This window comes from Geosporobacter ferrireducens (assembly GCF_001750685.1).
In the GTDB taxonomy this organism is placed as follows: Bacteria; Bacillota; Clostridia; order Peptostreptococcales; family Thermotaleaceae; genus Geosporobacter; species Geosporobacter ferrireducens.
In genome coordinates this window covers 2580798-2603645 of sequence record NZ_CP017269.1, presented here as the reverse complement: position 1 = coordinate 2603645, position 22848 = coordinate 2580798, and the positions used below count along the sequence as shown (strand labels likewise).

Sequence of the window (22848 nt, the reverse complement as noted above, 5' to 3'; positions counted from 1 at the left end):
GATGATACTTGTAGTCGGTATACGATTTAAAAAAGCAGGGAAGATTTACTATTTCGACCCTGACAGTATAGATGTAATAAAGGGACAAAATGTAGTTGTTGAAACCTCCCGTGGAATAGAGTTCGGAGAAGTAGTTGTAGGCCCTAAAGAGATTGCTGAAGAGGATATTGTAGCCCCTTTAAAGAAAGTATTAAGAATCGCTACAGTAGAGGATGAACTGCAAAACAAGCAAAATCTTGAGAAGGAGAAAGAAGCTTTCTCAACTTGTTTAGAGAAAATTGACCAACACCAGTTGGATATGAAGCTGATTGATGTAGAATATACCTTTGATAACAACAAAGTGATCTTCTACTTTACAGCCGATGGCAGAGTAGACTTCCGGGAGCTGGTAAAGGATTTGGCGGCCATATTTAAAACCAGAATTGAATTGCGTCAGATCGGGGTTCGGGACGAGGCAAAGATGATTGGCGGCATTGGACCGTGCGGTAAATCCCTCTGTTGTGCAACCTGGCTTGGAGATTTTGAGCCGGTTTCTATCAAAATGGCAAAGGAACAAAGTTTATCTCTAAACCCTACAAAGATTTCCGGGATTTGTGGAAGATTGATGTGCTGTTTAAAATATGAGCACGAGATGTACCAAAGATTAAGAGAAGGGCTGCCTGAGGCAGGAGAAAAAGTTATTACACCCGATGGGCCCGCCATTGTGATTGAGAACAATGCTTTGCTGGAATGCGCAAAGGTGAGAAGTATATTGGAAGAAGCAAGAGATGGGAAGGAACAGAAGCTCAGCGACGATATCAAAGTGTACGACAAGAGTGCCATTAAAAGAACCGGCTGCTGCAATGGAAGAATGAAACGGGAAGAAGAGCACCTAGATGAGGAAATCATCAATCTAGAGGATTAGCATCAATATTTTCTGAAAAGAATATCATAATTTGCAGATCTCTTGGAAATACTTTACGAAGATAAGGATTATCAAGAGATGGAGGTGAAGCCTATGGCATATGTTATTTTAGATTCATGCATCAGCTGTGGTGCATGCGAACCGGAGTGTCCTGTAGATGCAATCACTGCCGGAGCGGACAAGTATGTAATTGATGCTGCTACGTGTATTGACTGTGGGGCTTGTGCAAATGTGTGTCCCGTTGATGCACCGGTACCTCAAGATTAGAAATTGTAAATAAGAGAAGATCCTTTCAAAAGGGGTCTTTTTTTATTGAAAATATAGTATAATGGTTGTATAACATCATCCGACCTAAAGACATTGATTCCAGCAATGCATAGGAAGGGTGTGGGAACTGTGAAAGGAGCGATCGGTATGCGTCAAAGACAAGGTATGAAACTTCTACTTATGATCATGGTATTACTGCTGACGATGTCCATGCTGTCAGGCTGCCTTTTTAGAAGAGAAAAACCGACAGATAAAGGAAAGATCACGGTAGAGGACCCAAAGAAACAGGATCAAGCCCAAGAGAGTCAGCCACCTGCCGGAGATGCGAATGGGGATGAAAGCCCAACAGAAGAAAAAACAGGTGTTTTTGTCGGGGATAAGGCTTTTGATTTTACATTACTGGACAGAGAGGGGAATGAAATCAGTCTTTCCTCCCTTCAAGGAAAGGTTGTATTTGTGAATTTCTGGGCTACTTGGTGCCCGCCCTGTGTTCAAGAAATGCCATACATACAGGCAATCTATGACCAGTATCAGAAAAAGGATGTAGTCATTTTGGCTGTAAATGTGCTTGCTACAGAGAAAAGTAAGGATGCGGCTACTGTCAATCAATTTCTTGAAGAGAATGGATATACTTTCCCTGTTCTTTATGATGTAGACGGATCTGTTACGGTAAAATATAGAGTAAGTGCTTTCCCTGCAACCTATATTATTGATAAGGACGGCTATATTGCAGACTTTGTTTCTGGCGCCATGAATAAAGATACAATGGAAAAGAAGATCGAAAAGGTTTTAAATCCATAATCAAGCGTTATTGAAGGGATAGCTTTTATACCTGACCTTAATAATAAACCCCTCATAAGATTCTCACGGCTCCGTGGCAAGGCCACTTTAGCGGAAGTGACCTCGTCAAAGCCGCGTTTCGGAAGCTTATGAGGGGTTTATTTGAAAATAAGCTGAGGTACAGTTTCTGTACCTCTAATAGTTTGGAAGGGGTTGTGTTATAATAAGTAGAAACATGGACTATAGGAGAGAACTGTATGGAAGAAGTACTTGTTAAGGAAATGGAACGGGTGGATGATCTACAGTGTAAAGGGCTGCGTCTCATTCAAAATCCAGAAGGGTTTTGTTTTGGCATTGATGCAGTATTGCTCAGCAACTTCTGTGAAATCCGTAAGGATTGGAGCGTGATTGATTTAGGGACAGGCACAGGGATCATACCAATCCTCCTGGCAGGAAAAACCCAGGCCAAAGAGATTATTGGTGTTGAAATACAAGAAGAAGTAGCAGAAATGGCTGCAAGGAGCGTGAGGCTTAACCGGCTGGAGAAACGGGTCAGAATTATGCCCCAGGATTTGAATAAGGTCGTAGAGGACTTAGAGCCCTATTCCTTTGATGCAGTGACTTCAAATCCTCCTTATATGAATGAGGGTGGAGGATTGTTGAATCCGGAAAGTATGAAAGCCATCTCACGACATGAAGTCAAGTGTACCTTGGAGGATGTCATTCGTGTGGCGTCTAGGCTGGTAAAAGATAGAGGACATTTTTATATGGTTCATAGACCCCATCGCTTAGTGGATATTATTTATTTGTGCAGGCAGTACAAGCTGGAGCCGAAAAAAATAAGGTTTGTTCATCCCAATAAAAGTAAAAAGCCCAATATATTGCTGCTGCAGTGTGTGAAATATGGAAAACCCGAGTTAAAATTCATGGATCCTCTCTACGTTTATGAGGAAGATGGCAGCTATACCGAGGAAATCCATGGCATCTACGGTAGGGATTGTATGGATGAGAATAAGGATGTGGAGTAATGAAAGAGGATTATGGGAAGCTATACATATGCCCAACCCCCATTGGCAACCTGGAGGATATCACCCTAAGAGTATTGCGGATTTTAAAAGAAGTGGATTTAATCGCAGCAGAAGATACCCGGCATACGATTAAGCTGTTGAATCACTATGACATTCAAAAACCTCTTACCAGTTACCATGAGCATAACCGGGAAGGAAAAGGGAAGGTTTTACTGGAGAAATTGATTGCGGGAGAAAATATAGCCCTTGTCTCTGATGCAGGGATGCCAGGCATATCGGACCCTGGTGCGGATTTGGTAAAGCTGTGTGTGGAAAATGAAGTGACAGTGGAGGTACTGCCAGGTGCGGCTGCTTTTGTAACTGCTTTAGTAGCTTCAGGGCTTTCTACGGATAAATTTACCTTTGAAGGATTCCTGGATAGGGATAAGAAGAAAAAAAAGAAACGATTAGAAGCAATTAAAGGAGAAGACCGTACCCTCATATTTTATGAAGCGCCGCACCGTATTCGCGCAACCCTCCAGGATCTGAAACAGGTACTGGGAAATCGACATGCAGTAGTAGCCCGGGAACTGACAAAAAAGCATGAGGAGATTCTACGGGGAGAGTTGGAAACGCTGGAAGTGCATTTTGAGCAGAAGGAGCCAAAGGGAGAAATGGTGTTAATGGTCGCTGGAGCAAATCCAGAAGATCGGAAACAAAAGGCATACGCTTGGGAAAATTTATCGATTCAAGAGCACTTAACACAATATTTGGAAACAGGTATGGATAAAAAGGAGGCCATTAAGACCGTTGCCAAAGAAAGAGGGATTCCAAAACGAGAAGTCTATGAATGCAGTATCCATTTGGAATAAAATTGCAGCAGGAATCAGCGTTTTTGCATAGAATTAAATTAGGAAAGATTTATGGTGGTTGGGAGGGGATAAGATGGTTTATCAGAAGGATATGATGATTTCCGAAGTACTTTACAGCCATGAGGATGTATTTGAAATCTTTGAGAAGCATGGCCTGCCTTGCTCTGTTTGCAATGGAGCAGGATCAGAGTCTTTAGAAATTGCAGCGAGGGTACATGGCTGCGACTTGGAAAAGCTGCTAGAGGATTTGAATGATCTACAGCTCTAAAGAAAAGAAAAGATGCTTGAGAGTATCCTCAAGCATTTTCTATGATGGCCGTATTATTTTATTTCAGAGATACAGGCAGGGCAAATATTTTTTCCCTTAAAATTCTTAACATCCTTTGCCTGGCCGCAGAAGATGCAAGCAGGCTCATATTTCTTCAGAATGATGTGCTCTGTATCCACATAGATTTCTAAAGCATCTTTTTCTCCTATATTTAAAGTACGCCTTAATTCTATAGGAATAACGACTCTTCCGAGTTCGTCAACTTTTCTTACAATACCAGTAGACTTCATACATAATCCTCCTTTATTTTACAATATTCGACAAGTTTTTCTTATTTAAATCGTACCAAATCTACCAATAAAAGTCAATAGGATTATGTGCAGTTCAGAAAATAATATTTTTGTTCATCGATATTTCGGGTAATATAATGAAAATGGGATGATGAAGAGATGTGGATAGGATTGACAATAAAATACAAAATGTTTATGATAGATGAAAGGTTTTTCCATTTCAATTTCAAGGAGTGAAAACCATGGATACGTTAAAGTCCTGTATACAGCTTATTAGGAGTTATACAGGGTCAGATATTTATATTGTTGGAGGCACCTTGCGGGACCATTTAATGGGGCGGGAGAGTAATGATATTGATTTGGTTGTTGAAAAGGATGCGGTCTCCATCGCCAAAAGATTTGCCCAGGAAAATGGAGGAAGCTTCATCTTATTGGATAAAGACCATGGCACAGCAAGAGTCGTATTTAAGGATAAACAACTCACGGTGGATATTATGGAAAGCAAAGGAAAGGATATCTATGACGATCTAGCTAAAAGAGATTTTACAATGAATGCGCTCGCATGTAAGATAAGCTTGAATGGCACCTTTGATCTGGATCAAATCATAGATCCCTTCGGAGGTATAGAAGACATCAAGAAAAAGCAGATAAGAGCGATATCAAATATAGGTTTCCAAGAAGATCCTATTCGCATGATGCGGGCTGTTCGATTTATGGCAGAGTTTGATTTTGACTTAGAGGATCATACGGTCTGTTTAATTAAGGAAAATAGTGACAGGTTACAAGAAGCGGCTGTAGAACGAATTGCCTATGAGCTCTTCCACCTGTTGAAATGCAGCCGTACCCACTATTATTTTAATATCATGGATAAATATTTAAATCTATTGAATAAAGTTTTTCCAGAGATTGAGCCTATGAAGGATGTAGGCCAGTGCAAATATCATGTGGTGGATTCATGGACGCATTCTTTGTACACATTAAATGTGGTAGAAAGCATCATCTATGCTGATGGATACTTTGAAAACCACTTAAAGAGAGCTTATGAGGAGCATACGCGCCAGATTCTGGGTGGAGGGCACACCCGACTGCAGCTGATTAAGCTGGCTGCACTATTTCATGATATTGGAAAACCCAGTGCCCGATGGGTGGATGAGACAGGAAGGGTACGCTTCAGAGGTCATGAGATTACCGGAATGGAAATTATGGCAGACATTTCGGATCGATTGAAGCTGAGCAGCAAGGAAAAGCAATTTTTGTGCAAAATGGTAAAGGAGCATATGTGGCCGCTTACCTTATATAAAGAGAATGATGTGAGCGGAAGTGCTGTATACGGGTTGTTTAAAAATTTTGGTGAAGATACCCTGGATATATTGTTGATTTCTTTGGCGGATATTATTGCTACCCGAAAGCTGTTGCATCCTCATGAGGAGATGGGTATGTATAAGGTACACATTGAATATCTGGCAAACAATTATCTTACACGATTTAAGGATATTGCAGATCTGTCCAATATATTAAATGGAAATGATATCAAGTCAAGATTTTCCCTAAAAGATGATGAACAAATTGGAGCGCTTTTGGAAGCTGTTCGAAAGGGTATTTTCTTTGGCAAGATACCACCAGAGAGGGAAAGAGCATTACAATATATTATGGATGAAATACTAAAGCAGCCGGAATAAATTTTTTCGGCTGCTTTTTGTCAATTATTTATTTAGAACCATTTTCTTTTTCTGCGAAAACCGCTGATAAAATCGCGGAAAATATTGATGACTTGAACAAAACCCACAAGGATGGAGAGGATATCTGTGTTTTCTGACAACGCACCTGCAGCAGCTTCCGTAGTACCTACAATCTGATCAATGGTACCCTGTACTGCACGGACATCGTGGGAAAGGTCACTGCTGATACTTTCAATATTTGTAGCAATTCCAGGCACTTTATCCAGTATTTCATCGATATTGGAACGATTGTCCTCTACAATCTTTCGAATGACCTTCAGGGTATCGTTGAGATTTTTTAATAAGAAGATTCCATATGTAATTAAAACCAGCAGGGCACCCCCCAATAGCAGGGTAGCTAAATCTCCGACTCTAATGGTTGCATCCATTGGCATTCACTCCATTATTCTTTATTTTCCTCTTCTGGCATGGTCTGTTCTTCAGCTATAGCTGCTTCTTCTTGGCTCGATTTACCTATGGTACGGAGTTTCTGTACAGCTTCTTGAATCTTTGTTTTTCTATCTGTCAATGTACTGCCGATATTGTTTTTTGCTTCATCAATATTTTTTTGCACGTTGCTTTTTACATCTGTAGCACCTTCTTGAATTTTCTTCCGTGTATTCTTTCCTGAGTCCGGTGCCAACAGCACACCTGCGGCACTGCCTAAAAGGCCTCCTACCAGTGTACCCATGGCCAAGCCTTTGGCCACTTTCTTTCGCTCTTCCATTTTTTTCTTGCGCTGCAGATTTCTAATCAATCTCATAGATGCTCTCCTCCCTACTATTTTTTCTATTAATTGCCCTATGACACGATAGGACAAAGAATACATATAAAATTTTATTACCCTATTTTACCATATAAAAACAAGCATTTAATAGAGAATATTTTAAAGGAAAAAAATTTTTGAAAAAGTCAGCGATAAGTTCCAAGCATCAGACCTTAACCACAGTCCACATACAGCAATGCACTTGTCATATACATCTTGGCCCACTTCATATATTGTCTTAAGGCTGGCCAAAGGAGATGAAAAATGATGCTGAGTATCATATGGTTTGTGATGATCGTGATCGGAATTTTTGTGGCAATGCTGAAAGGACAGCTAGATATTGTGAATCAGGTAGTCATCAATTATACACAAGAGGCGGTTGTTTTTGCTATTGGACTTACGGGGATCATGTCTGTATGGCTGGGATTAATGAAGATTGCAGAGCGTTCCGGATTAATCGATACAATTGGAAAACTTATGGGACCAATTATAAGACTGCTTTTTCCGGAGATACCTTCAAACCATCCTGCGATCAGTGCGATTATGATGAATCTAGTGGCGAATATGTTCGGCGCGGGTAATTCTGCAACAGCCTTAGGATTAAAGGCTATGGAGGAGCTGCAGCAGCTTAATGCCAGAAAAGAGCGAGCTACCAATGCTATGTGCATGTTTCTTGTCATCAATATGTCCTCTGTACAATTGGTTCCGCTTACCGTATTAAAAATACGAGCAGATGCAGGGTCAGCAAATCCTGCGGAAATCATTGGAACTACTTTAGTAGCCACTACGGTATCTACCATTGTGGGAATTTTGTCCTGTAAAATATTAGAAAGGAATCGATAGAAATGATAAAGATCTTGAGTATTTTGTCTATTGGTATGATCCCTGCTATGATTACACTTATTCTAATACACGGAGTCATGTATAAGATAAATCTCTATGATGCATTTGTGGAAGGGGCAGGAGAAGGTTTCAAAACAGCTTTGCGCATTATGCCCTATCTTATAGCTATTTTTTTTGCTGTAGGGATTTTTCGGGAGTCTGGTGCCATGGATCTATTTACCCAGCTATTGGCTCCAGTGACAAACTTGATCGGGATTCCTAAGGAAGTTCTTCCCTTGGTAGTGATGCGGCCTATATCGGGCAGTGGCGCATTAGGGATTGTACAAGACTTAATCCGAAACTATGGACCCGATTCCTTTATTGGCCGGGTAGCTGCCACCATGATGGGCTCTGCAGAAACGATTTTTTATACGATGGGCATTTATTTTGGTGCTGTTGCAGTAAAAAATACACGACATACCCTATCCGCTGCGCTGGTATCCCATTTAGCGGCAGTCATTGCCTCTGTAATCCTTTGTACCATTGTTTTTGGATAGAGAACAGGATGTATCTGTCAATGAAAATAGATAGATTTAACCTAAGACTTCTTTACAGGAAGGGAATGTATCAGGTATACTGAATAAAAAACAAAAGGAAGAGGAAATCGTGGAAACGGTAAAAACATTAACAGATACAGCGTCAAAACAGAAAAAAAGATCATTTTATAAAAAAATTTTTATAAGCTTATTGTTTGCCATTATTCTATTCAATGGTTTTATTTCACAAATACCTGTAGGAACATCTTATGAAGGAGATCTACACCAGGTATCGGATATTTCGTTTTTGTATGATTTAACCTATGAAAAAGGAGGAGAAATTCTACAGGAACAGACAATTTTTCAGGAACAGCTAAAATTAATTGAAGCGGCAGAGACGTTCATTGTTGCCGATCTATTTTTATTTAACGATGATTATGATAGGAAGGATCAATTTCCTGATCTGTCCGGACAATTAACCCAAGCACTGATTACGCAAAAGAAAAAAAATCCTGGATTGCAGGTGGTTTTTATAACAGATGAAATTAATAATTTTTATGGAGCTTATGAATCCAAACAGATCCAAGCCTTAAAAGAGAATGATATCGAGGTAGTGATTACAGATACTACAAAAATGCGAAATTCTAATCCCTTATATTCCGGGATCTGGAAAGCCTTGCTGCAATGGTTTGGAACGGAAGGAAAGGGCTGGGTGAGAAATCCCTTCAGTCCAGATTCTCCCAAAGTAACCCTGCGTGCATATTTAAAATTGCTGAATTTTAAGGCCAACCATAGGAAGGTTTTGATTACAGAGGATGCAGCAATTGTAACGTCTGCCAATCCCCATGATGCCAGTGGGAATCACTCTAATATAGGGTTCCGTGTAGAAGGATCAATCCTTAAAGATTTAATTCAGTCTGAAAGAGCAGTGGCTCAGTTCTCCGGGAGTGACTTTCCGGAGCTTATAGTAAATACGAAGGCAGAGGTCGTGGGGGATACGCAGGCAGCAGTGATTACAGAAGGAAAAATAAGAAAGCATATATTGCATGCAATCAATCACGCTCAGCCAGGAGAGCAGATTTCCATAGGCATGTTTTATTTGTCTGAACGTAAAATTATCGATGCCCTTATAAAGGCTTCAAATCGCGGTGCTGAGATTCGAATTATTTTAGATGCGAATAAAGATGCATTTGGAATAGAGAAGAATGGTATTCCAAACCGTCAGGCTGCTATGGAGCTGGTAAAAAAATCTCAGGAGAAAATCCAAGTAAGATGGTACAATACCCATGGAGAACAATACCATGCAAAAATGATGATGGTGGAGAAAAGGAATGAAGTAATCATCATTGGAGGCTCAGCCAACTTTACGGGGAGGAATATAGGGGACTATAATCTGGAAACAAACTTAAAAATAGAGACAACTACAGATAGCACACTGGCCCGGGAGATCAGAGCATATTACGACAGGTTGTGGAAAAATGAGGAGGGTCAGTATACTATGGATTTTTCTGAATATGCTGAGGATAAGTTTTTTAAGAATGTGGTCTACCGATTCCAAGAATGGAGCGGATTATCTACTTTTTAGAGCGAGCAAAGCAGAAAAATGATTCGGAGCTGTGGATAAAGTTTAAAAGACTCAATAGATATCCACAGTTTTTATATATTTTTAAAAAAAATGGGTATGAAAAATTTTCTGAAATGTAAAAGACTTTAGCTGTTGGTTATAAATAAAGGGATTTTCTGCTGGAAAATGGACATAATAGCATATATCCTGCGGGAGATAAGGAAAAATTAGAAACCTTATTGACAAAAAGCCTATATTTTAATACATTAGATATATAGATATTTATTAAAAGTAATGATGGGAATAGTAAATACATTTGGGTAGTAAAAGAGAGCCAGGATAGGTGAAAGCTGGTACTATCAAATTTATTGAAGATGGCCCCTGAACTGCATGGCTGAGGCTTCTGCTTAGGTTATGCCGGTGTTGCGTCCGTTATGTGTGCAAGGTGATAGAAGTCACCTACCGAGGTTATTGTCGTGAGATAATAATAAATTAGGGTGGTAGCGCGAGTACAATCTCGTCCCTTTTATAGGGACGGGATTTTTTGATTTATTTTTTATTAAAGCGAGGTGATGTGATTGGCAGCCGGCAAGCAGCTGGGGATAAGTTTACGATTTGTATATGGATGCCTTAAGGGTTTTATATTGATCTCAATGATTTATATGGCCATAGCAGCAACGATTATTGCATTTCATCCTGAAGCTTTTTCCATCTATATCATTGAGTACATAAAAACTCCAGAATATAGTAAACTAAGAATTACATTATTTGGTTATTTATTGATGGCTTTTAATGGAATTCTTGAATTAATAAAATTGAGAGATGAAAATATAAAAAATCGAAGGAGGAGAAAAAAAAATGAGTAAAGGAAGCTACTATATTACTACCCCAATTTATTATCCAAGCAGTAAACTCCATATCGGACACACCTATACGACGGTGGCTGCTGATGCTATGGCAAGATTTAAGCGCGCTACAGGCTATGATGTGAAATTTCTTACAGGAACAGATGAGCATGGACAAAAGCTCCAGCGTGCAGCGGAAGAAAGAGGAATGAAACCAAAGGAATACATTGACGGCATTGTAGATGGTATTAAAAAACTGTGGGAGACCATGGAGATTTCTTATGATATTTTCATTAGAACAACAGATGACTATCACAAGCGTAGGGTACAACAGATTTTTCAAAAACTTTATGACAAAGGGGATATCTACAAGGGGGCCTATGAAGGCTGGTATTGCACCCCTTGTGAAGCCTTCTGGACAGAAACACAGGTTCAGGAGGGGAAATGCCCAGATTGTGGCCGTCCGGTAGAATTGACCAAGGAAGAGGCTTATTTCTTTAGACTATCAAAATATCAGGATGCACTGTTAAAGCACTTTGAAGAAAATCCTGAATTTCTAGAACCCCTTTCCAGAAGAAATGAGATGGTGAACAATTTTTTAAAGCCTGGTCTAGAGGATCTTTGCGTATCTAGGACAACATTTAGCTGGGGAATTCCTGTCCCCTTTGATGAGAAGCACGTAATTTATGTTTGGATTGATGCCCTATCAAATTATATTACCGCATTGGGATACCCAGAGGATCAAGAAGGCCTTTATCAGAGATATTGGCCTGCAGATGTACATTTAATGGCAAAGGAGATTGTGCGATTCCACAGCATCATTTGGCCGGCGATGTTGATGGCATTAGATGTACCCCTACCCAAAAAGGTTTTTGGTCATGGGTGGATTCTGTTGGAAGGCGGAAAAATGTCAAAGTCTAAGGGCAATGTAGTAGATCCGGTAATACTGACACAAAGATATGGTGTAGATGCACTGAAATATTTCCTGCTAAGAGAATATTCCTTCGGACAGGATGGCATTTTTAGCAATGAAGTATTGCTTAACAGAATTAACGCGGACTTGGCTAATGATTTAGGCAACTTGGTGAGCAGAACCGTAGCGATGATTGATAAATATAATGGTGGAATTATTCCTGAGGCACGGGTTGAAGGAGATTTTGATCAAGAGTTGAAGAACCTGGCTACCGCTGTATCTACAAAGTTGGAAGAGCGTATAAATAAACTGGATTTCAGCAATGCATTAGATGAAATCTGGAAGCTGGTAAGAAGGACGAATAAGTATATTGATGAAACAGCCCCTTGGATTCTGGCAAAAGATGAGGAAAACAAGGGGAGATTGGACACCGTATTATATAATCTGGCCGATTCTATTCGCATCATTTCTGTCCTCATCCGGCCATTCATGGAAGCGACCACCAAAAAAATCTGGGTACAGCTAGGATTGGATGAGCATCAAGGGACTGCGTGGGAAGATACTTTCCATTTTGGAAAACTGCCTGGCGGTATTAAGGTGCACAAAGCAGAAGCACTGTTCCCGAGAATTGATGTGGCAAAGGAATTGGAGTTTTTAAACAGCTTAACAGAGCAGAAGCAGGAAGCGGCACCAAAGCCGGAAGAAAAGAAAAAAGAGGAAAAAAAGGGGGCAGAAGAGCCCTTGGAGGAGAAGCCGGAGATCACCATAGATGATTTTGCAAAACTAGATCTTCGGGTAGGGGAAGTACTGGAATGCAAAAAGCATCCAAAGGCAGACCGATTATTGGTGTTCCAGATTAAAATAGGCGAAGAAACCAGACAAATCGTATCGGGCATCGCAAAATACTATGCACCAGAAGACTTGATCGGGAAAAAGGTGGTTGTGGTAGCTAATCTAAAGCCTGTAGTATTACGGGGAGAAGAGTCAAGAGGGATGATTCTTTCTGCTGAGAGCGGGGAAAAACTGGATCTGCTGACTGCAGATATTGAAAGTGGTGCTTCTGTAAGATAAGAGGGGTGAGTACATGTTATTTGATTCCCATGCCCATTTAGATGATGGGCGATTTGACCAAGATCGAGATCAAATCATAAAAAATGCTCAGGAAAAAGGACTTGCCTATATTATGAATCCTGGAGCGGATTTTCGCTCTTCCGTGAGAGCAGTAGAATTAGCAGCGCAATATGAAATGGTTTACGCAGCAGTAGGGGTGCATCCTCATGATGCGAAGGACATGGATGATGTGACATTAATGCTGCTGAAGGATTTAGCAAAGAAACCAAAGGTAATGGCCATTGGGGAGATCGGATTGGATTTTCACTATGACCATTCTCCAAGAGATGTTCAAAGACAGGTTTTTAGAGATCAGATTCAACTGGCTAGAGAGGTAAATCTTCCTATCATTATCCATGACCGGGAAGCCAATGAGGAAGTTTTCAAAACCCTGCGGGAAGAAAAAGCCTTTGAAGTAGGGGTAGTAATGCATTGTTATTCTGGCAGTGCGGAGTTGGCAAAACAGTATGTAAAGCTTGGGGCATTGATTTCCATTGCTGGCCCGATTACCTACCCTAATGCCCGAAAAACCGTGGAAGTGGTAGAGCAAATTCCCTTAGAGCATCTATTTATTGAAACAGATTGTCCCTATTTAACCCCCGTACCTTATAGGGGAAAGCGCAATGAACCGGCCTATGTCTACCATGTAGCGGAGAAAATCGCGGAGATTAAAAAGATATCTTTGGAAGCGGTAGCGCAGAAGACCACTGAAAATGCTAAAAGATTTTTCAAGATTCCATAAAGTAAAGAGGGCTGGTAAAACAGTCCTCTTTACTTTTTAATGATACCATATGCTACGTATAAAAATTATAACAATGGAATATAATACAATATTGTGAGGGAATTGTGATGCAGAATTGACACATTTTGAATATTTCCTGGGAAATATGACGGATTATAGAAGAAAAAAGAAAATGCTTGTAAAAGTATAAAGGTTATTGCTAGAGTATTCTGTGAATACTGCATCCGAGAAATAGGGCTTTTCGTTTATCGGTTAAAATGGTATAATACACCTATATAATTGGTAAAATTATGCATAACTACGAATACCTATGACAATACTAGAAAAACCTAGGATTCCCACAAAAATTTGACATAGGCCGGATTTTTGTGTAGAATACATTACATTGCCCCGTATTAAGAAAGGGAGGTATAAAAACCTATGGAAACAGACAGGAGAATCGATAAGCTTCTTACTAAAAAGAATCTTATTATTCTCGGGATTGTGTTGGTAATAGGGATTTTTTCTGTTAGCAGTGCATTAACAAAAGAGATTACAATCAAAGATGGAGATAAAGACATAGTTGTAGCAGCAAAGTTCTCCAATGTGGAGGAAGTACTGAAAAAAGGGAAAATCGAATTAACGGAGCATGATCAAGTGCTTCCGGCTCTAGATACCAAAGTGAATGATGGGATGGCTATAACTATAAAAAGAGCACATCCTGTAAATCTCGAGGTTGATGGAGAAACAAAAGAAGTTATGACAGCATATGAAACGATAGGAGACATTCTAAAAGAATATGAAATTACCCTCGGAGAATCAGACCGGGTAGAACCTGAAATGGAAGCCGTAATTATGCCTTATGATACCATTAAGGTTATCCGGATAGAAGAAAAACGAATATCCGAGAAAGTCGTCATTCCTTATCAAAGCATCATCAAGCATAATGACAGCTTGGATAAAGGAAAGGCCAATGTTATTCAAAAAGGTAAAAACGGGGAAAAACAAGTAGAATATGTAGTACTTTATGAAAATGGAGAAGAGGTTTCTAAAATCTTAAAGGAAGAAAAGATATTAGTGGCAGCAGAAAATGAAGTCGTTGAAAAAGGGACTGCCCAGTATCTTGCTACTTCTAGGGGTGCAGTAAGATTTAGAAACGCAATCAAGATGTCTTCAACAGCCTATGATGCAAGCTTTGAAAGTACCGGAAAAAACCCGGGAGATAAGCATTATGGTCTAACCAAAAGCGGTACGAAGGTGAGGCCAGGGGTTGTAGCTGTAGATCCCAAAGTCATACCATTAGGAACAAAGCTGTACATAAAATCCTTGGACAGCAAGTGGCCTGATTATGGATTTGCTATAGCGGAAGATACAGGAGGGGCTATTAAGGGCAACAAAATCGATTTATACTTCGAGAATACCCAAGATGTAAAGCGGTATGGCCGAAGGAACGTAGAAGTATATGTTTTAGAATAAGGCGGGCAGGGAAAAATTTCCCTGTCCTAACTTGTTTTAGTAAAGAAACTAGGATACAATGATTTAGAAATAAACTGGAGGAAGATGAGAGAGACTATGATCAAGGAAGTTATTGTAGTAGAAGGAAGAGACGATGCAATTGCTGTTAAAAGAGCTGTAGATGCGGAGATCATCATCACTCATGGATTTGGACTCACAGAGGAGACATTAAAGAGAATCGCCTTTGCACAACAACGGAAGGGTGTTATCATTTTTACGGATCCTGATCACGCTGGAGAAAAAATACGGAGGATCATTTCCAATCGGGTGAAAGGATGCAAGCATGCTTTTTTGCCTAGAGAGGAAGCAATCAAGAATGATGATATCGGCATTGAAAATGCGTCTCCAAATAGTATTCTTGCAGCTCTGGAAAAAGCAAAAATAGAGCAGGTAGCTAAGCGGCAAGAGTTCTCTCAGGCTGATATGCTTCAGTATGACCTGTTGGGATCTGAGCGTTCAGCTGAGCGAAGGGATATACTTGGGAAATGGTTGGGTATAGGACATGCCAATGCAAAACAGTTTTTAAATCGTCTAAATCATTATGGAATTACCAGAGAAGAATTTGAAGCAGTAACAAAAAAACTTTTGTAGAGTAGGGGAATAGATGGAAAGATTGATTTCACCAAAGAAAACGAAGGAAATTGTTCGAAAATATGGATTTAAGTTTTCGAAGAGTTTAGGGCAAAATTTTCTAATCGATGAAAATATATTAAATAAAATTATTGATGGAGCAGAAGTGACTAAGGAAGACCTGGTTATGGAAATTGGACCGGGTATTGGAACGCTTACCCAAGCCTTAGCAGATCAGGCTAAAAAAGTCGTAGCCGTGGAAATAGATAAAAGTCTGCTTCCCATTCTGGCAGAGACTCTGAGAGAAAGTAAGAATGTAACTGTTGTTAATGCCGATGTACTAAAGCTGGATTTACATCAGTTGATTCAGAAGGAATTTGAAGGGGCACCTGTAAAGGTGATTGCAAATCTGCCATACTATGTGACGACACCCATTATCATGAAGTTTCTGGAGGATCGGGTACCATTGAAAAACATGGTAGTCATGATCCAGAAGGAGGTAGCGGATAGAATGCAGGCGAAACCAGGTACAAAAGATTATGGTGCGTTGTCTGTTGCAGTGCAATATTACTGTGAACCTCAAATTATTACCCGCGTGCCGTCATCTGTATTTATTCCTCAACCGAATGTAGAATCTACGGTGATTCGGTTAACATTATTGGGAGAGCCAAGAGTTAAGGTGAAAAATGAAGAGGTATTATTTCAAGTAGTGCGGGCGTCCTTTGGGAAAAGGCGAAAAACATTGCTTAATGCCTTATCTTCCAGTGAGTTAGGAGTAACAAAAGAGCAGGTGAAAACTGCTTTGGCTGCAGCACAGATCGAAGAAAATCGCCGGGGAGAAACCCTTACCATAAAAGAATTTGGGATATTGGCAGACGCTATTGCGGAAGTTAAATCTATATCATAGGCTTATAAATAAGCTGAGATTATTGATAAACCTCTCATAAGATCCTCCCTCCTCCGGGACAAGACCATTTTTATTGAATGAAACAATTGAAAAAAGTGACCTTTGTCAAGTGGCGAATCGGAAGCTTATGAGGGGTTCATCTCAAAATATAACTGCATTAACAGCTTGGGTCTATAAATAGGCTTATTTTTTTTGCCAAAAAGTAAACTATTTATAATTGTAGACATATATTAATAATGAATGAAAAAAGGGGGAGGGTACTGTGGATTACAAGCGATATCGAAGATATTTCATCATACTGGATCGAGAAGATAGCGGCTTTGACAATAAACCGGGAAAGAGCCCTAAGGGATATACGAAAATAGAGATAAAGAATGGAAAAGGCGTACTTAGTCACTTTGTACAAAACCTTAAATACGATGAGAAGGCACCCTATATATATAGAGGATATCTGGTAGGTATCGCAGGAAATCATCCCATCTATGCAGACACCGGCAGTATTGTTATCGATCAACAGGGAAAAGGGGAATTAACCTGGCGTTTTGATCCTGAAAATGTGGACGGAAAAGGGAACTCCATCGATGCATTTAAAATCATTGCTATTGTAGGGGAAAAATTAGGAACATCGTCGGAGACAGTTACAGCACCTTTGGTAGGTTACGTTGATAAAAAAAAGGCGCCTTGGAAAAATGCCTTTATTGAGATTGCATCTTCCCAAAAACAAGAGGTAAGAGAGGTAGATAGCGAGCCAGTAAAAGAGGAATTCCAAGCAGCGGTACAGGAAGAATCAATATTGCCGGAAAAGAGCGAAGAAACAATGGAAAAAGCTGCGGTACTTGAAGCAGATACGGCAGAAATACCGGAAGTAGAGGAGTCTAAAGCGCTAAGGGAAGAAATGATATTAGAGGAAGTAGAGGCAGCAAAGATAGAAGTGAATCTGCAGGAACCGGAGAAGACCGAAGAATCAGAGGAAAAAAATATGATCGAGGACGAGATTCCAGTGGAAATATTGGCGGCAAAGGAGAATGCAGCCCTGAAGGGTGAGGTGGTGGAAGAATCTGTAGATAAAGTGGAGGCCGTAAATATAGAAAAAGAGAATATAAGGGTATTAGAAGATAAAACGCCTACAGAATCCATATTTGAAAAACCTATAGAGGAAATGAAAGATAGAAGTGTAGATGTAGAAGAAATGAAAACAATAGAGGAAGGAGAGGAAGCTGCAAAGGATCAAATTCCAGAAGAAGATCCAAAGGGAGAAACGCCTCCCATACCACCACGGCAAAAAGGGATCTTCAACCAATATCAGAATCTGGAATCAGAGCAGATGAAATATTATAGAGGAAAGTCATCACAGCAATACAACCAGCAAAATTTTAAGATGGCTGTCAATTACGTGAAAAATGTACTCAAACACTATGAAAAGGCTGAACCTTTTGAGAACAATTTAGAGGGATATCAATGGTGGAAAATTGAAAGCAGTCCACAGACAATGCAGCGGGGATTCCCACCTTTCTACGGATATATTTCCAATATGTATACCTATTATCCTTATATGAATTATATGACAGGCTATCCAGATTTGATCTATAAGTATCAACATTATATTTTTGGTTTAAAGGCTGATGAGAATGATGAACCAACCTATTTTGTTTACGGAGTTCCTGGAAAATTTGCCTTGAGTGAACAACCTTATGAAGGAATGACGGGTTTTGTTTATTGGCACTCTATGCAAGATAAAGAGCCAAATCTGGGGGATTATGGATATTGGATTCTTCATATTGATGCGAAAACGGGAAGTGTAGCAATGCCGTTAAAGGCCACTCCGCCACCAGGATATTAAAAGGAAAGGCACACCGAAGGGTGTGCCTTTGGTCATTTTAAAATTTATAATTTATCCAATATATAATCGTATGTTTTCGATAGAAAAATTTTGTAGTTGCATATAATAGCTATAAGAGGTGATTTTCTTGCAAAAAATTTTTTTGCTAATGATTGCAGTTTCGGTGGCGGTATCAGCACTCGGCTGTGAATCCAGCTATGCAACGAAGAATAGGATTAGGAAAGAGCAAGATAAGATCGTAGTCGAAAAATTAAAATATGATTACGATGAGATGGAAAAAGATCTAAAGGCATTAAAGGAAAAATATGAGGATGCAGTATCCTATACCTCTATTGGAAACTCTCTGGAAGGCAGAGCGCTTTATGCTGTGACCATTGGAAAAGGAGAACAGAAGCTTCTTGTAGTAGGGAGTGTACATGCAAGAGAATGGATGACCTCCTATTTACTTATGAATCTTCTAGAGCTTTATCTAGACACTGGACAAGCTGGAAAGAGAGTTGGTGCATACAATATTAAAAAGATGCTTCAGGATACCACAATTACCTTTGTTCCCATGTTGAATCCAGATGGTGTAGATTTGGTACTGAACGGAGTAGGTGATCGGGACCTTGTACCTTTGCTTCACATGAATGAAAATCTCAAGGATTTTTCAAGGTGGAAAGCCAATATTGCTGGGGTAGATTTAAACCGTCAGTTTAATGCGGATTGGGTGGCAACAGACAGTAAAGAAGCACCTTCTTTTGAAAATTACAAAGGGGAAAATTATCTGGATCAGCCAGAGAGTCAAGCCTTGGCAGCATTGACACAGAAAGAGGACTTTGATATTACAGCCGCCTATCATCTAAGTGGCTCCGTGATCTTCTGGTATTACCACCAAGAGGGAGCAAATTATCGGCGAGACTTGCGGATCGCTCGGAGACTTAGATGGATTACTGGATATAAATTAGTAAAGGAACAAGATAGTGATGAGGTTGCTGCAGGCTTTAAAGATTGGTTTGTAAAAGCTTATAAAAGGCCAGGTTATACGATCGAAATTGGGGATAAACGCTATGATGAGATTAGCGTCAAAGATATAAATCAGTTTGTTCGGGAGAATCGGAAGGTGATACCTTACTTAGCCAAGGAAGCAAAAAAAATAAAATAAGTATGAAAAAATCTCTGGCCAGGGTCAGAGATTTTTTAAGGTTACTGCTGCTGTCTATATTGGGGCTCTTCGCTCTTAACAAATTCTAGTCTGCTTTGAAGCATCTGTGTTACATTATCCACTGTAGTAGATAACTGTGTGAACATTTGTTTTGCTTGTTGATCATCTGTATCCATGGAAAAAGTTTTTAAATCGGTAGCTAATCCTTTTGCGCTCGTCAGCGCCTGTTCTAATTTGTTCTTTGTTGTCATAGAAAAACCTCCTTTTTAACTGTGTATCAAAAATAGTATACCAAGTCTAATTATAGAATATTCTTTGGAAAACCTTTGCTTTTTAAAATCATCATGTTAATGAAAGTTTAAAAAAAGTTATTGCAAAAAAATTGAAAAAGAAACGTTTTCTAATGATTTTAAATATTCAAACTATATTTACATTAAAGTGATGCTGTGCTAAAATGACTTTATATTTAAATCAAATAGACCATTGCTTGCTTAGCAGTAGGGATAAAAAGACCTTTTGTCCAAAAACTGTAAGATAACGCAGTGGGCCAATCTTTGATACAGCGATAGATGGGATACATCTACTGGTAAAACAAAGAAAATATAACAAAATAAGGGTGTATACATTATACAATATGCTGATATTTGTCTAATAAGAGAAGTGAGGTGAGAGCAGATGGGGCAGAAACTTGAGGCAGACCAGAAAAAGCATTGTGGCGGATAGAATGTGATAATAAAAAAGGAGGATTTAATTATGGAATATGGTATGGCGATCGATACGGTATGGGTTTTACTTGCAACAGCATTGGTGTTCTTCATGCAAGCAGGCTTTGCTATGGTGGAAACTGGATTTACCCGGGCCAAAAACGCAGGTAATATTATTATGAAAAATCTAATGGACTTTTCTGTAGGTACGATTATGTTTTGGATTTTAGGATTTGGCATTATGTTTAATAATGATTTGGGTGGATGGATTGGGCAAATTGATTTATTTTCACAAGGAAGCTATGAACACCTTGGGTTAGGAATTCCAAAAGAGGCTTTCCTGATCTTTCAAACAGTATTTTGTGCCACTGCAGCCACGATTGTATCGGGAGCTGTAGCAGAGCGGACAAAATTCATATCTTACCTTATTTTTAGTTTTATCATTAGTGCATTAGTCTACCCTATTGCTGGTCATTGGATCTGGGGTGGCGGCTGGTTAGCTGAAAGAGGTTTCCATGATTTTGCTGGTTCTACCGCAGTCCATTCTATTGGTGGATGGGCAGCCCTGATGGGTGCATGGATTGTAGGACCACGTATTGGTAAATACACGAAGGATGGAAAGAGTAATGCCATTGCAGGACATAGCTTAACACTAGGTGCCTTGGGGGTATTTATCCTATGGTTTGGTTGGTTTGGGTTTAATCCTGGCTCAACCTTGTCGGGCATGGATGCAGAAGGCATTGCCCACATATTTGTAACGACCAATCTATCTGCCGCAGCCGCAGCTGCTGTGACCATGGTTGTGACTTGGTTTAAATATGGCAAACCTGATGTGAGTATGACGCTAAATGGTGCATTGGGCGGTCTGGTGGCGATTACGGCAGGCACTGACGCTGTAGGCCCTGGAAGCGCAGCAATAATCGGAGCTTTAGCAGGAGTCGTGATTGTATATGCTATAGAGTTTATTGATAAGGTTTTAAAAATAGATGATCCGGTAGGTGCTATTGGTGTTCATGGTGTATGTGGAGCCCTTGGAACGATCTGTGTAGGATTATTCGCAACCGAAGGAGGGTTATTGTTTGGCGGGGGGGCAGAATTGCTAACGATACAGTTGATTGGTGTAGCTGCAGTAGCCTTATGGACTCTCACAACAACCTATGTATTGTTTAAAGCCATTGATGCTGTTGTTGGCTTAAGAGTAACCGCATCGGAAGAGCAAATCGGGTTAGACATTGAAGAACATGGTATCGACAGTTATGCAGATTTCCAAATGAAGGGGATTCAGATACCCTCTTAGAATAAAAGGATTGATAAAATAAAAAAGAGGGGGATTTAAAATGAGTGAAAAATTAACGAAAATTGATATTATTGGAAGGTCCGGAAAGTTTGAAGAATTGAAAGAGGCCTTAAATGAAATTGGAGTAACGGGGATGACGGTGACCCAAGTACTAGGTTCAGGAATGCAGAAAGGAAAAACAGAAAGTTATAGAGGGGTACCCTTTACAGTAGACCTACTGCCGAAGGTAAAGGTAGAGATTGTTGTCTGTGAGGTGCCTGTAGAAAAAGTGGTAGAAACTGCACGGAGAGTTTTAAATACAGGAAATATCGGAGACGGTAAAATATTTGTCTATGAGATTGCCAATGCAATTCGAATTAGGACAGGAGAAGAAGGTGCTGATGCAATATAGTAAAAAAGACTAGGGAGGCCTAGTCTTTTTTGATGAAAAAATGAGGGTCATTCAATTTCATAAGGCCATTGTTCAATGCCGCCATTCAAAACGTAAACCTTGGAAAAACCATTATTACTGAGAATTTCTGCAGCTTTTGCACTGGTCTTATCATTTTTAGCGTAGATCATATAGACTTTTTCCTGATCAAAGGCAGTTATTTTTTTCTTAAGTTCTTTCTGGGAAATCAACGTTGCTTGCGGAAGATGACCCTGTAAATACTCTTTTTCATCGCGAACATCAAAAACCATCAGATCTGGATTCTTTTCCATAAGTACCTTTGCTTGCTCAGCAGAAATCTTCTTATAGGCATACTTAATGGTTTCTGAGAAAGTTTCATCAGAGCCTGACAGTGCAACAACTGCTGCAATACCTAGCACAAGCAGTAAGAGCACAGTCAAGGCGATGTATAAGGTCCGTCTTTTGAAAACGAAGATTCTTAACATACCGATATCACCTCATCACCTTGTCTCGTACTACTAATATATTTGCACTAAATCAGTTTTATTACTGAAATATTCAGGGAAAATCCCTAGGACCATGCACGCAGTACAAGTAGAGTGACATATGATGAAGTGAATTAAAAATTGGGTACAATAAGGAGGGCACCAATATGTATAACAATATGTATTATACAAATCAATATGAACAGGCAGCAGAAAGTCTATATCCTCAAATCTATCATGATTTGAATATCCACGTCAAAAGGGTATGTCAAAGAGTAGACCGCCCTAATGGTACCACGCTGTATGGCTTGCCAAGCAAGGAAGTAGTAGATCAAATGATTGAAGAAGTTTATGATGCCTATCATACAGAAACCTTAGGGAGTCAAAGCAGAGAAAGCTATATGCCTGAGGATGAATATTATGCCGCACAAAGAAATCCATTGAGAAATCTTATCGGAGTTATTTTAATTGGAGAGCTATTAAGAAGAAGAAGAATATATCCTTATCCGACACCCTATCCATACCCATCTCCCTATCCCTATCCTTACTATTAGAATAATGTGCTGAATAAAAGCATAAACAAGTTATAGGATTTTTAAACTTGTTTATGCT

At 39.6% G+C, this 22848-nt stretch carries 26 protein-coding genes and 1 other annotated feature; of the genes, 21 read left to right on the top strand and 5 right to left on the bottom strand.

Translation table 11 applies throughout. The features are described 5' to 3' along the window. Position 1: 1 nt before the first annotated feature. The 6 genes from Gferi_RS12190 (at position 2) to Gferi_RS12165 (ending at position 4098) form a co-directional block, all read left to right on the top strand. Entirely contained in the window at positions 2-904 is a 903-nt protein-coding gene (locus Gferi_RS12190) for a PSP1 domain-containing protein (RefSeq protein WP_069976894.1), read from the top strand. A 93-nt stretch (positions 905-997) separates the two neighbouring features. Next, a complete protein-coding gene (locus tag Gferi_RS12185) occupies positions 998-1171 on the top strand; it encodes a DUF362 domain-containing protein (protein ID WP_069976892.1) in 174 nt (57 codons plus the stop codon). A 147-nt stretch (positions 1172-1318) separates the two neighbouring features. Next, a complete protein-coding gene (locus Gferi_RS12180; RefSeq protein ID WP_169832991.1) occupies positions 1319-1972 on the top strand; it encodes a TlpA family protein disulfide reductase in 654 nt (217 codons plus the stop codon). Positions 1973-2208: 236 nt separating this feature from the next. Beyond that, entirely contained in the window at positions 2209-2979 is a 771-nt protein-coding gene (locus Gferi_RS12175) for a tRNA1(Val) (adenine(37)-N6)-methyltransferase (RefSeq protein WP_069976884.1), read from the top strand. Further along, the gene (gene rsmI, locus Gferi_RS12170; RefSeq protein WP_069976877.1) at positions 2979-3830 is read left to right on the top strand and encodes a 16S rRNA (cytidine(1402)-2'-O)-methyltransferase; all 852 of its coding nucleotides are present in this window, start codon (positions 2979-2981) and stop codon (positions 3828-3830) included. The genes Gferi_RS12175 and rsmI overlap by 1 nt, the downstream gene beginning before the upstream one ends. Before the next feature lie 73 nt (positions 3831-3903). Further along, positions 3904-4098, top strand: coding sequence for a DUF1858 domain-containing protein (locus Gferi_RS12165; RefSeq protein WP_069976867.1), 195 nt, complete (start codon positions 3904-3906; stop codon positions 4096-4098). Between the two features lie 53 nt (positions 4099-4151). Here Gferi_RS12165 and Gferi_RS12160 read toward each other — a convergent pair whose 3' ends face one another. Then, the gene (locus Gferi_RS12160) at positions 4152-4388 is read right to left on the bottom strand and encodes an AbrB/MazE/SpoVT family DNA-binding domain-containing protein (protein WP_069976864.1); all 237 of its coding nucleotides are present in this window, start codon (positions 4386-4388) and stop codon (positions 4152-4154) included. Positions 4389-4630: 242 nt separating this feature from the next. On the opposite strand from Gferi_RS12160, the gene Gferi_RS12155 reads away from it, so the two are divergent. Next, positions 4631-6067 (top strand): CCA tRNA nucleotidyltransferase, encoded by a 1437-nt coding sequence (locus Gferi_RS12155; RefSeq protein WP_069976857.1) that lies wholly within the window; start codon positions 4631-4633, stop codon positions 6065-6067. 32 nt (positions 6068-6099) lie between these two features. Here Gferi_RS12155 and Gferi_RS12150 read toward each other — a convergent pair whose 3' ends face one another. After that, positions 6100-6495: a DUF948 domain-containing protein gene (locus tag Gferi_RS12150; RefSeq protein ID WP_069976852.1), complete on the bottom strand. Its 396-nt coding sequence runs from the start codon at positions 6493-6495 to the stop codon at positions 6100-6102. 14 nt (positions 6496-6509) lie between these two features. After that, entirely contained in the window at positions 6510-6869 is a 360-nt protein-coding gene (locus Gferi_RS12145) for a YtxH domain-containing protein (RefSeq protein WP_069976850.1), read from the bottom strand. Between the two features lie 267 nt (positions 6870-7136). On the opposite strand from Gferi_RS12145, the gene Gferi_RS12140 reads away from it, so the two are divergent. From Gferi_RS12140 to Gferi_RS12090, 11 genes are all read left to right on the top strand, one after another. After that, complete coding sequence (locus Gferi_RS12140) at positions 7137-7715, top strand: nucleoside recognition domain-containing protein (protein WP_330389669.1); 579 nt, start codon at positions 7137-7139, stop codon at positions 7713-7715. A gap of 2 nt (positions 7716-7717) precedes the next feature. Continuing rightward, positions 7718-8251, top strand: a complete 534-nt coding sequence (locus Gferi_RS12135; protein ID WP_069976848.1) for a spore maturation protein — start codon at positions 7718-7720, stop codon at positions 8249-8251. 109 nt (positions 8252-8360) lie between these two features. Beyond that, positions 8361-9815, top strand: a complete 1455-nt coding sequence (locus Gferi_RS12130; RefSeq protein ID WP_083273523.1) for a phospholipase D family protein — start codon at positions 8361-8363, stop codon at positions 9813-9815. Positions 9816-10079: 264 nt separating this feature from the next. Continuing rightward, positions 10080-10322: a binding site (T-box leader), on the top strand. 50 nt (positions 10323-10372) lie between these two features. After that, entirely contained in the window at positions 10373-10660 is a 288-nt protein-coding gene (locus tag Gferi_RS12125; RefSeq protein WP_069976846.1) for a hypothetical protein, read from the top strand. Next, positions 10653-12623, top strand: coding sequence for a methionine--tRNA ligase (gene metG, locus Gferi_RS12120; RefSeq protein WP_069976844.1), 1971 nt, complete (start codon positions 10653-10655; stop codon positions 12621-12623). Before Gferi_RS12125 ends, metG begins: the two co-directional genes overlap by 8 nt. Before the next feature lie 13 nt (positions 12624-12636). Then, positions 12637-13404, top strand: coding sequence for a TatD family hydrolase (locus tag Gferi_RS12115; protein WP_069976842.1), 768 nt, complete (start codon positions 12637-12639; stop codon positions 13402-13404). A gap of 420 nt (positions 13405-13824) precedes the next feature. Next, positions 13825-14859 (top strand): 3D domain-containing protein, encoded by a 1035-nt coding sequence (locus Gferi_RS12110; protein ID WP_069976840.1) that lies wholly within the window; start codon positions 13825-13827, stop codon positions 14857-14859. Positions 14860-14955: 96 nt separating this feature from the next. Further along, positions 14956-15489: a ribonuclease M5 gene (gene rnmV, locus Gferi_RS12105; RefSeq protein WP_069981399.1), complete on the top strand. Its 534-nt coding sequence runs from the start codon at positions 14956-14958 to the stop codon at positions 15487-15489. Between the two features lie 13 nt (positions 15490-15502). After that, positions 15503-16375 carry a 16S rRNA (adenine(1518)-N(6)/adenine(1519)-N(6))-dimethyltransferase RsmA gene (gene rsmA / locus Gferi_RS12100; RefSeq protein ID WP_069976838.1) on the top strand — a complete coding sequence of 291 codons (873 nt, stop codon included), beginning with the start codon at positions 15503-15505 and terminating at the stop codon, positions 16373-16375. A 262-nt stretch (positions 16376-16637) separates the two neighbouring features. After that, positions 16638-18215, top strand: a complete 1578-nt coding sequence (locus Gferi_RS12095) for a hypothetical protein (protein ID WP_069976836.1) — start codon at positions 16638-16640, stop codon at positions 18213-18215. A 127-nt stretch (positions 18216-18342) separates the two neighbouring features. After that, on the top strand, positions 18343-19359 hold the full coding sequence (locus tag Gferi_RS12090) for a M14 family zinc carboxypeptidase (RefSeq protein ID WP_069976834.1): 1017 nt from the start codon (positions 18343-18345) through the stop codon (positions 19357-19359). Positions 19360-19400: 41 nt separating this feature from the next. Here Gferi_RS12090 and Gferi_RS12085 read toward each other — a convergent pair whose 3' ends face one another. Further along, a complete protein-coding gene (locus tag Gferi_RS12085; protein WP_069976832.1) occupies positions 19401-19610 on the bottom strand; it encodes a DUF1657 domain-containing protein in 210 nt (69 codons plus the stop codon). A 502-nt stretch (positions 19611-20112) separates the two neighbouring features. On the opposite strand from Gferi_RS12085, the gene Gferi_RS12080 reads away from it, so the two are divergent. Together Gferi_RS12080 and Gferi_RS12075 are read left to right on the top strand one after the other, a co-directional pair. Next, a complete protein-coding gene (locus Gferi_RS12080; RefSeq protein WP_069976830.1) occupies positions 20113-21360 on the top strand; it encodes an ammonium transporter in 1248 nt (415 codons plus the stop codon). Between the two features lie 40 nt (positions 21361-21400). Next, entirely contained in the window at positions 21401-21751 is a 351-nt protein-coding gene (locus Gferi_RS12075) for a P-II family nitrogen regulator (RefSeq protein ID WP_069976828.1), read from the top strand. Between the two features lie 47 nt (positions 21752-21798). Here Gferi_RS12075 and Gferi_RS27610 read toward each other — a convergent pair whose 3' ends face one another. Continuing rightward, entirely contained in the window at positions 21799-22236 is a 438-nt protein-coding gene (locus tag Gferi_RS27610) for a rhodanese-like domain-containing protein (RefSeq protein WP_083273522.1), read from the bottom strand. A gap of 167 nt (positions 22237-22403) precedes the next feature. Here Gferi_RS27610 and Gferi_RS12065 point away from each other — a divergent pair, with 167 nt between their 5' ends. Then, positions 22404-22790 (top strand): hypothetical protein, encoded by a 387-nt coding sequence (locus tag Gferi_RS12065; protein ID WP_069976826.1) that lies wholly within the window; start codon positions 22404-22406, stop codon positions 22788-22790. Positions 22791-22848 lie beyond the last annotated feature (58 nt).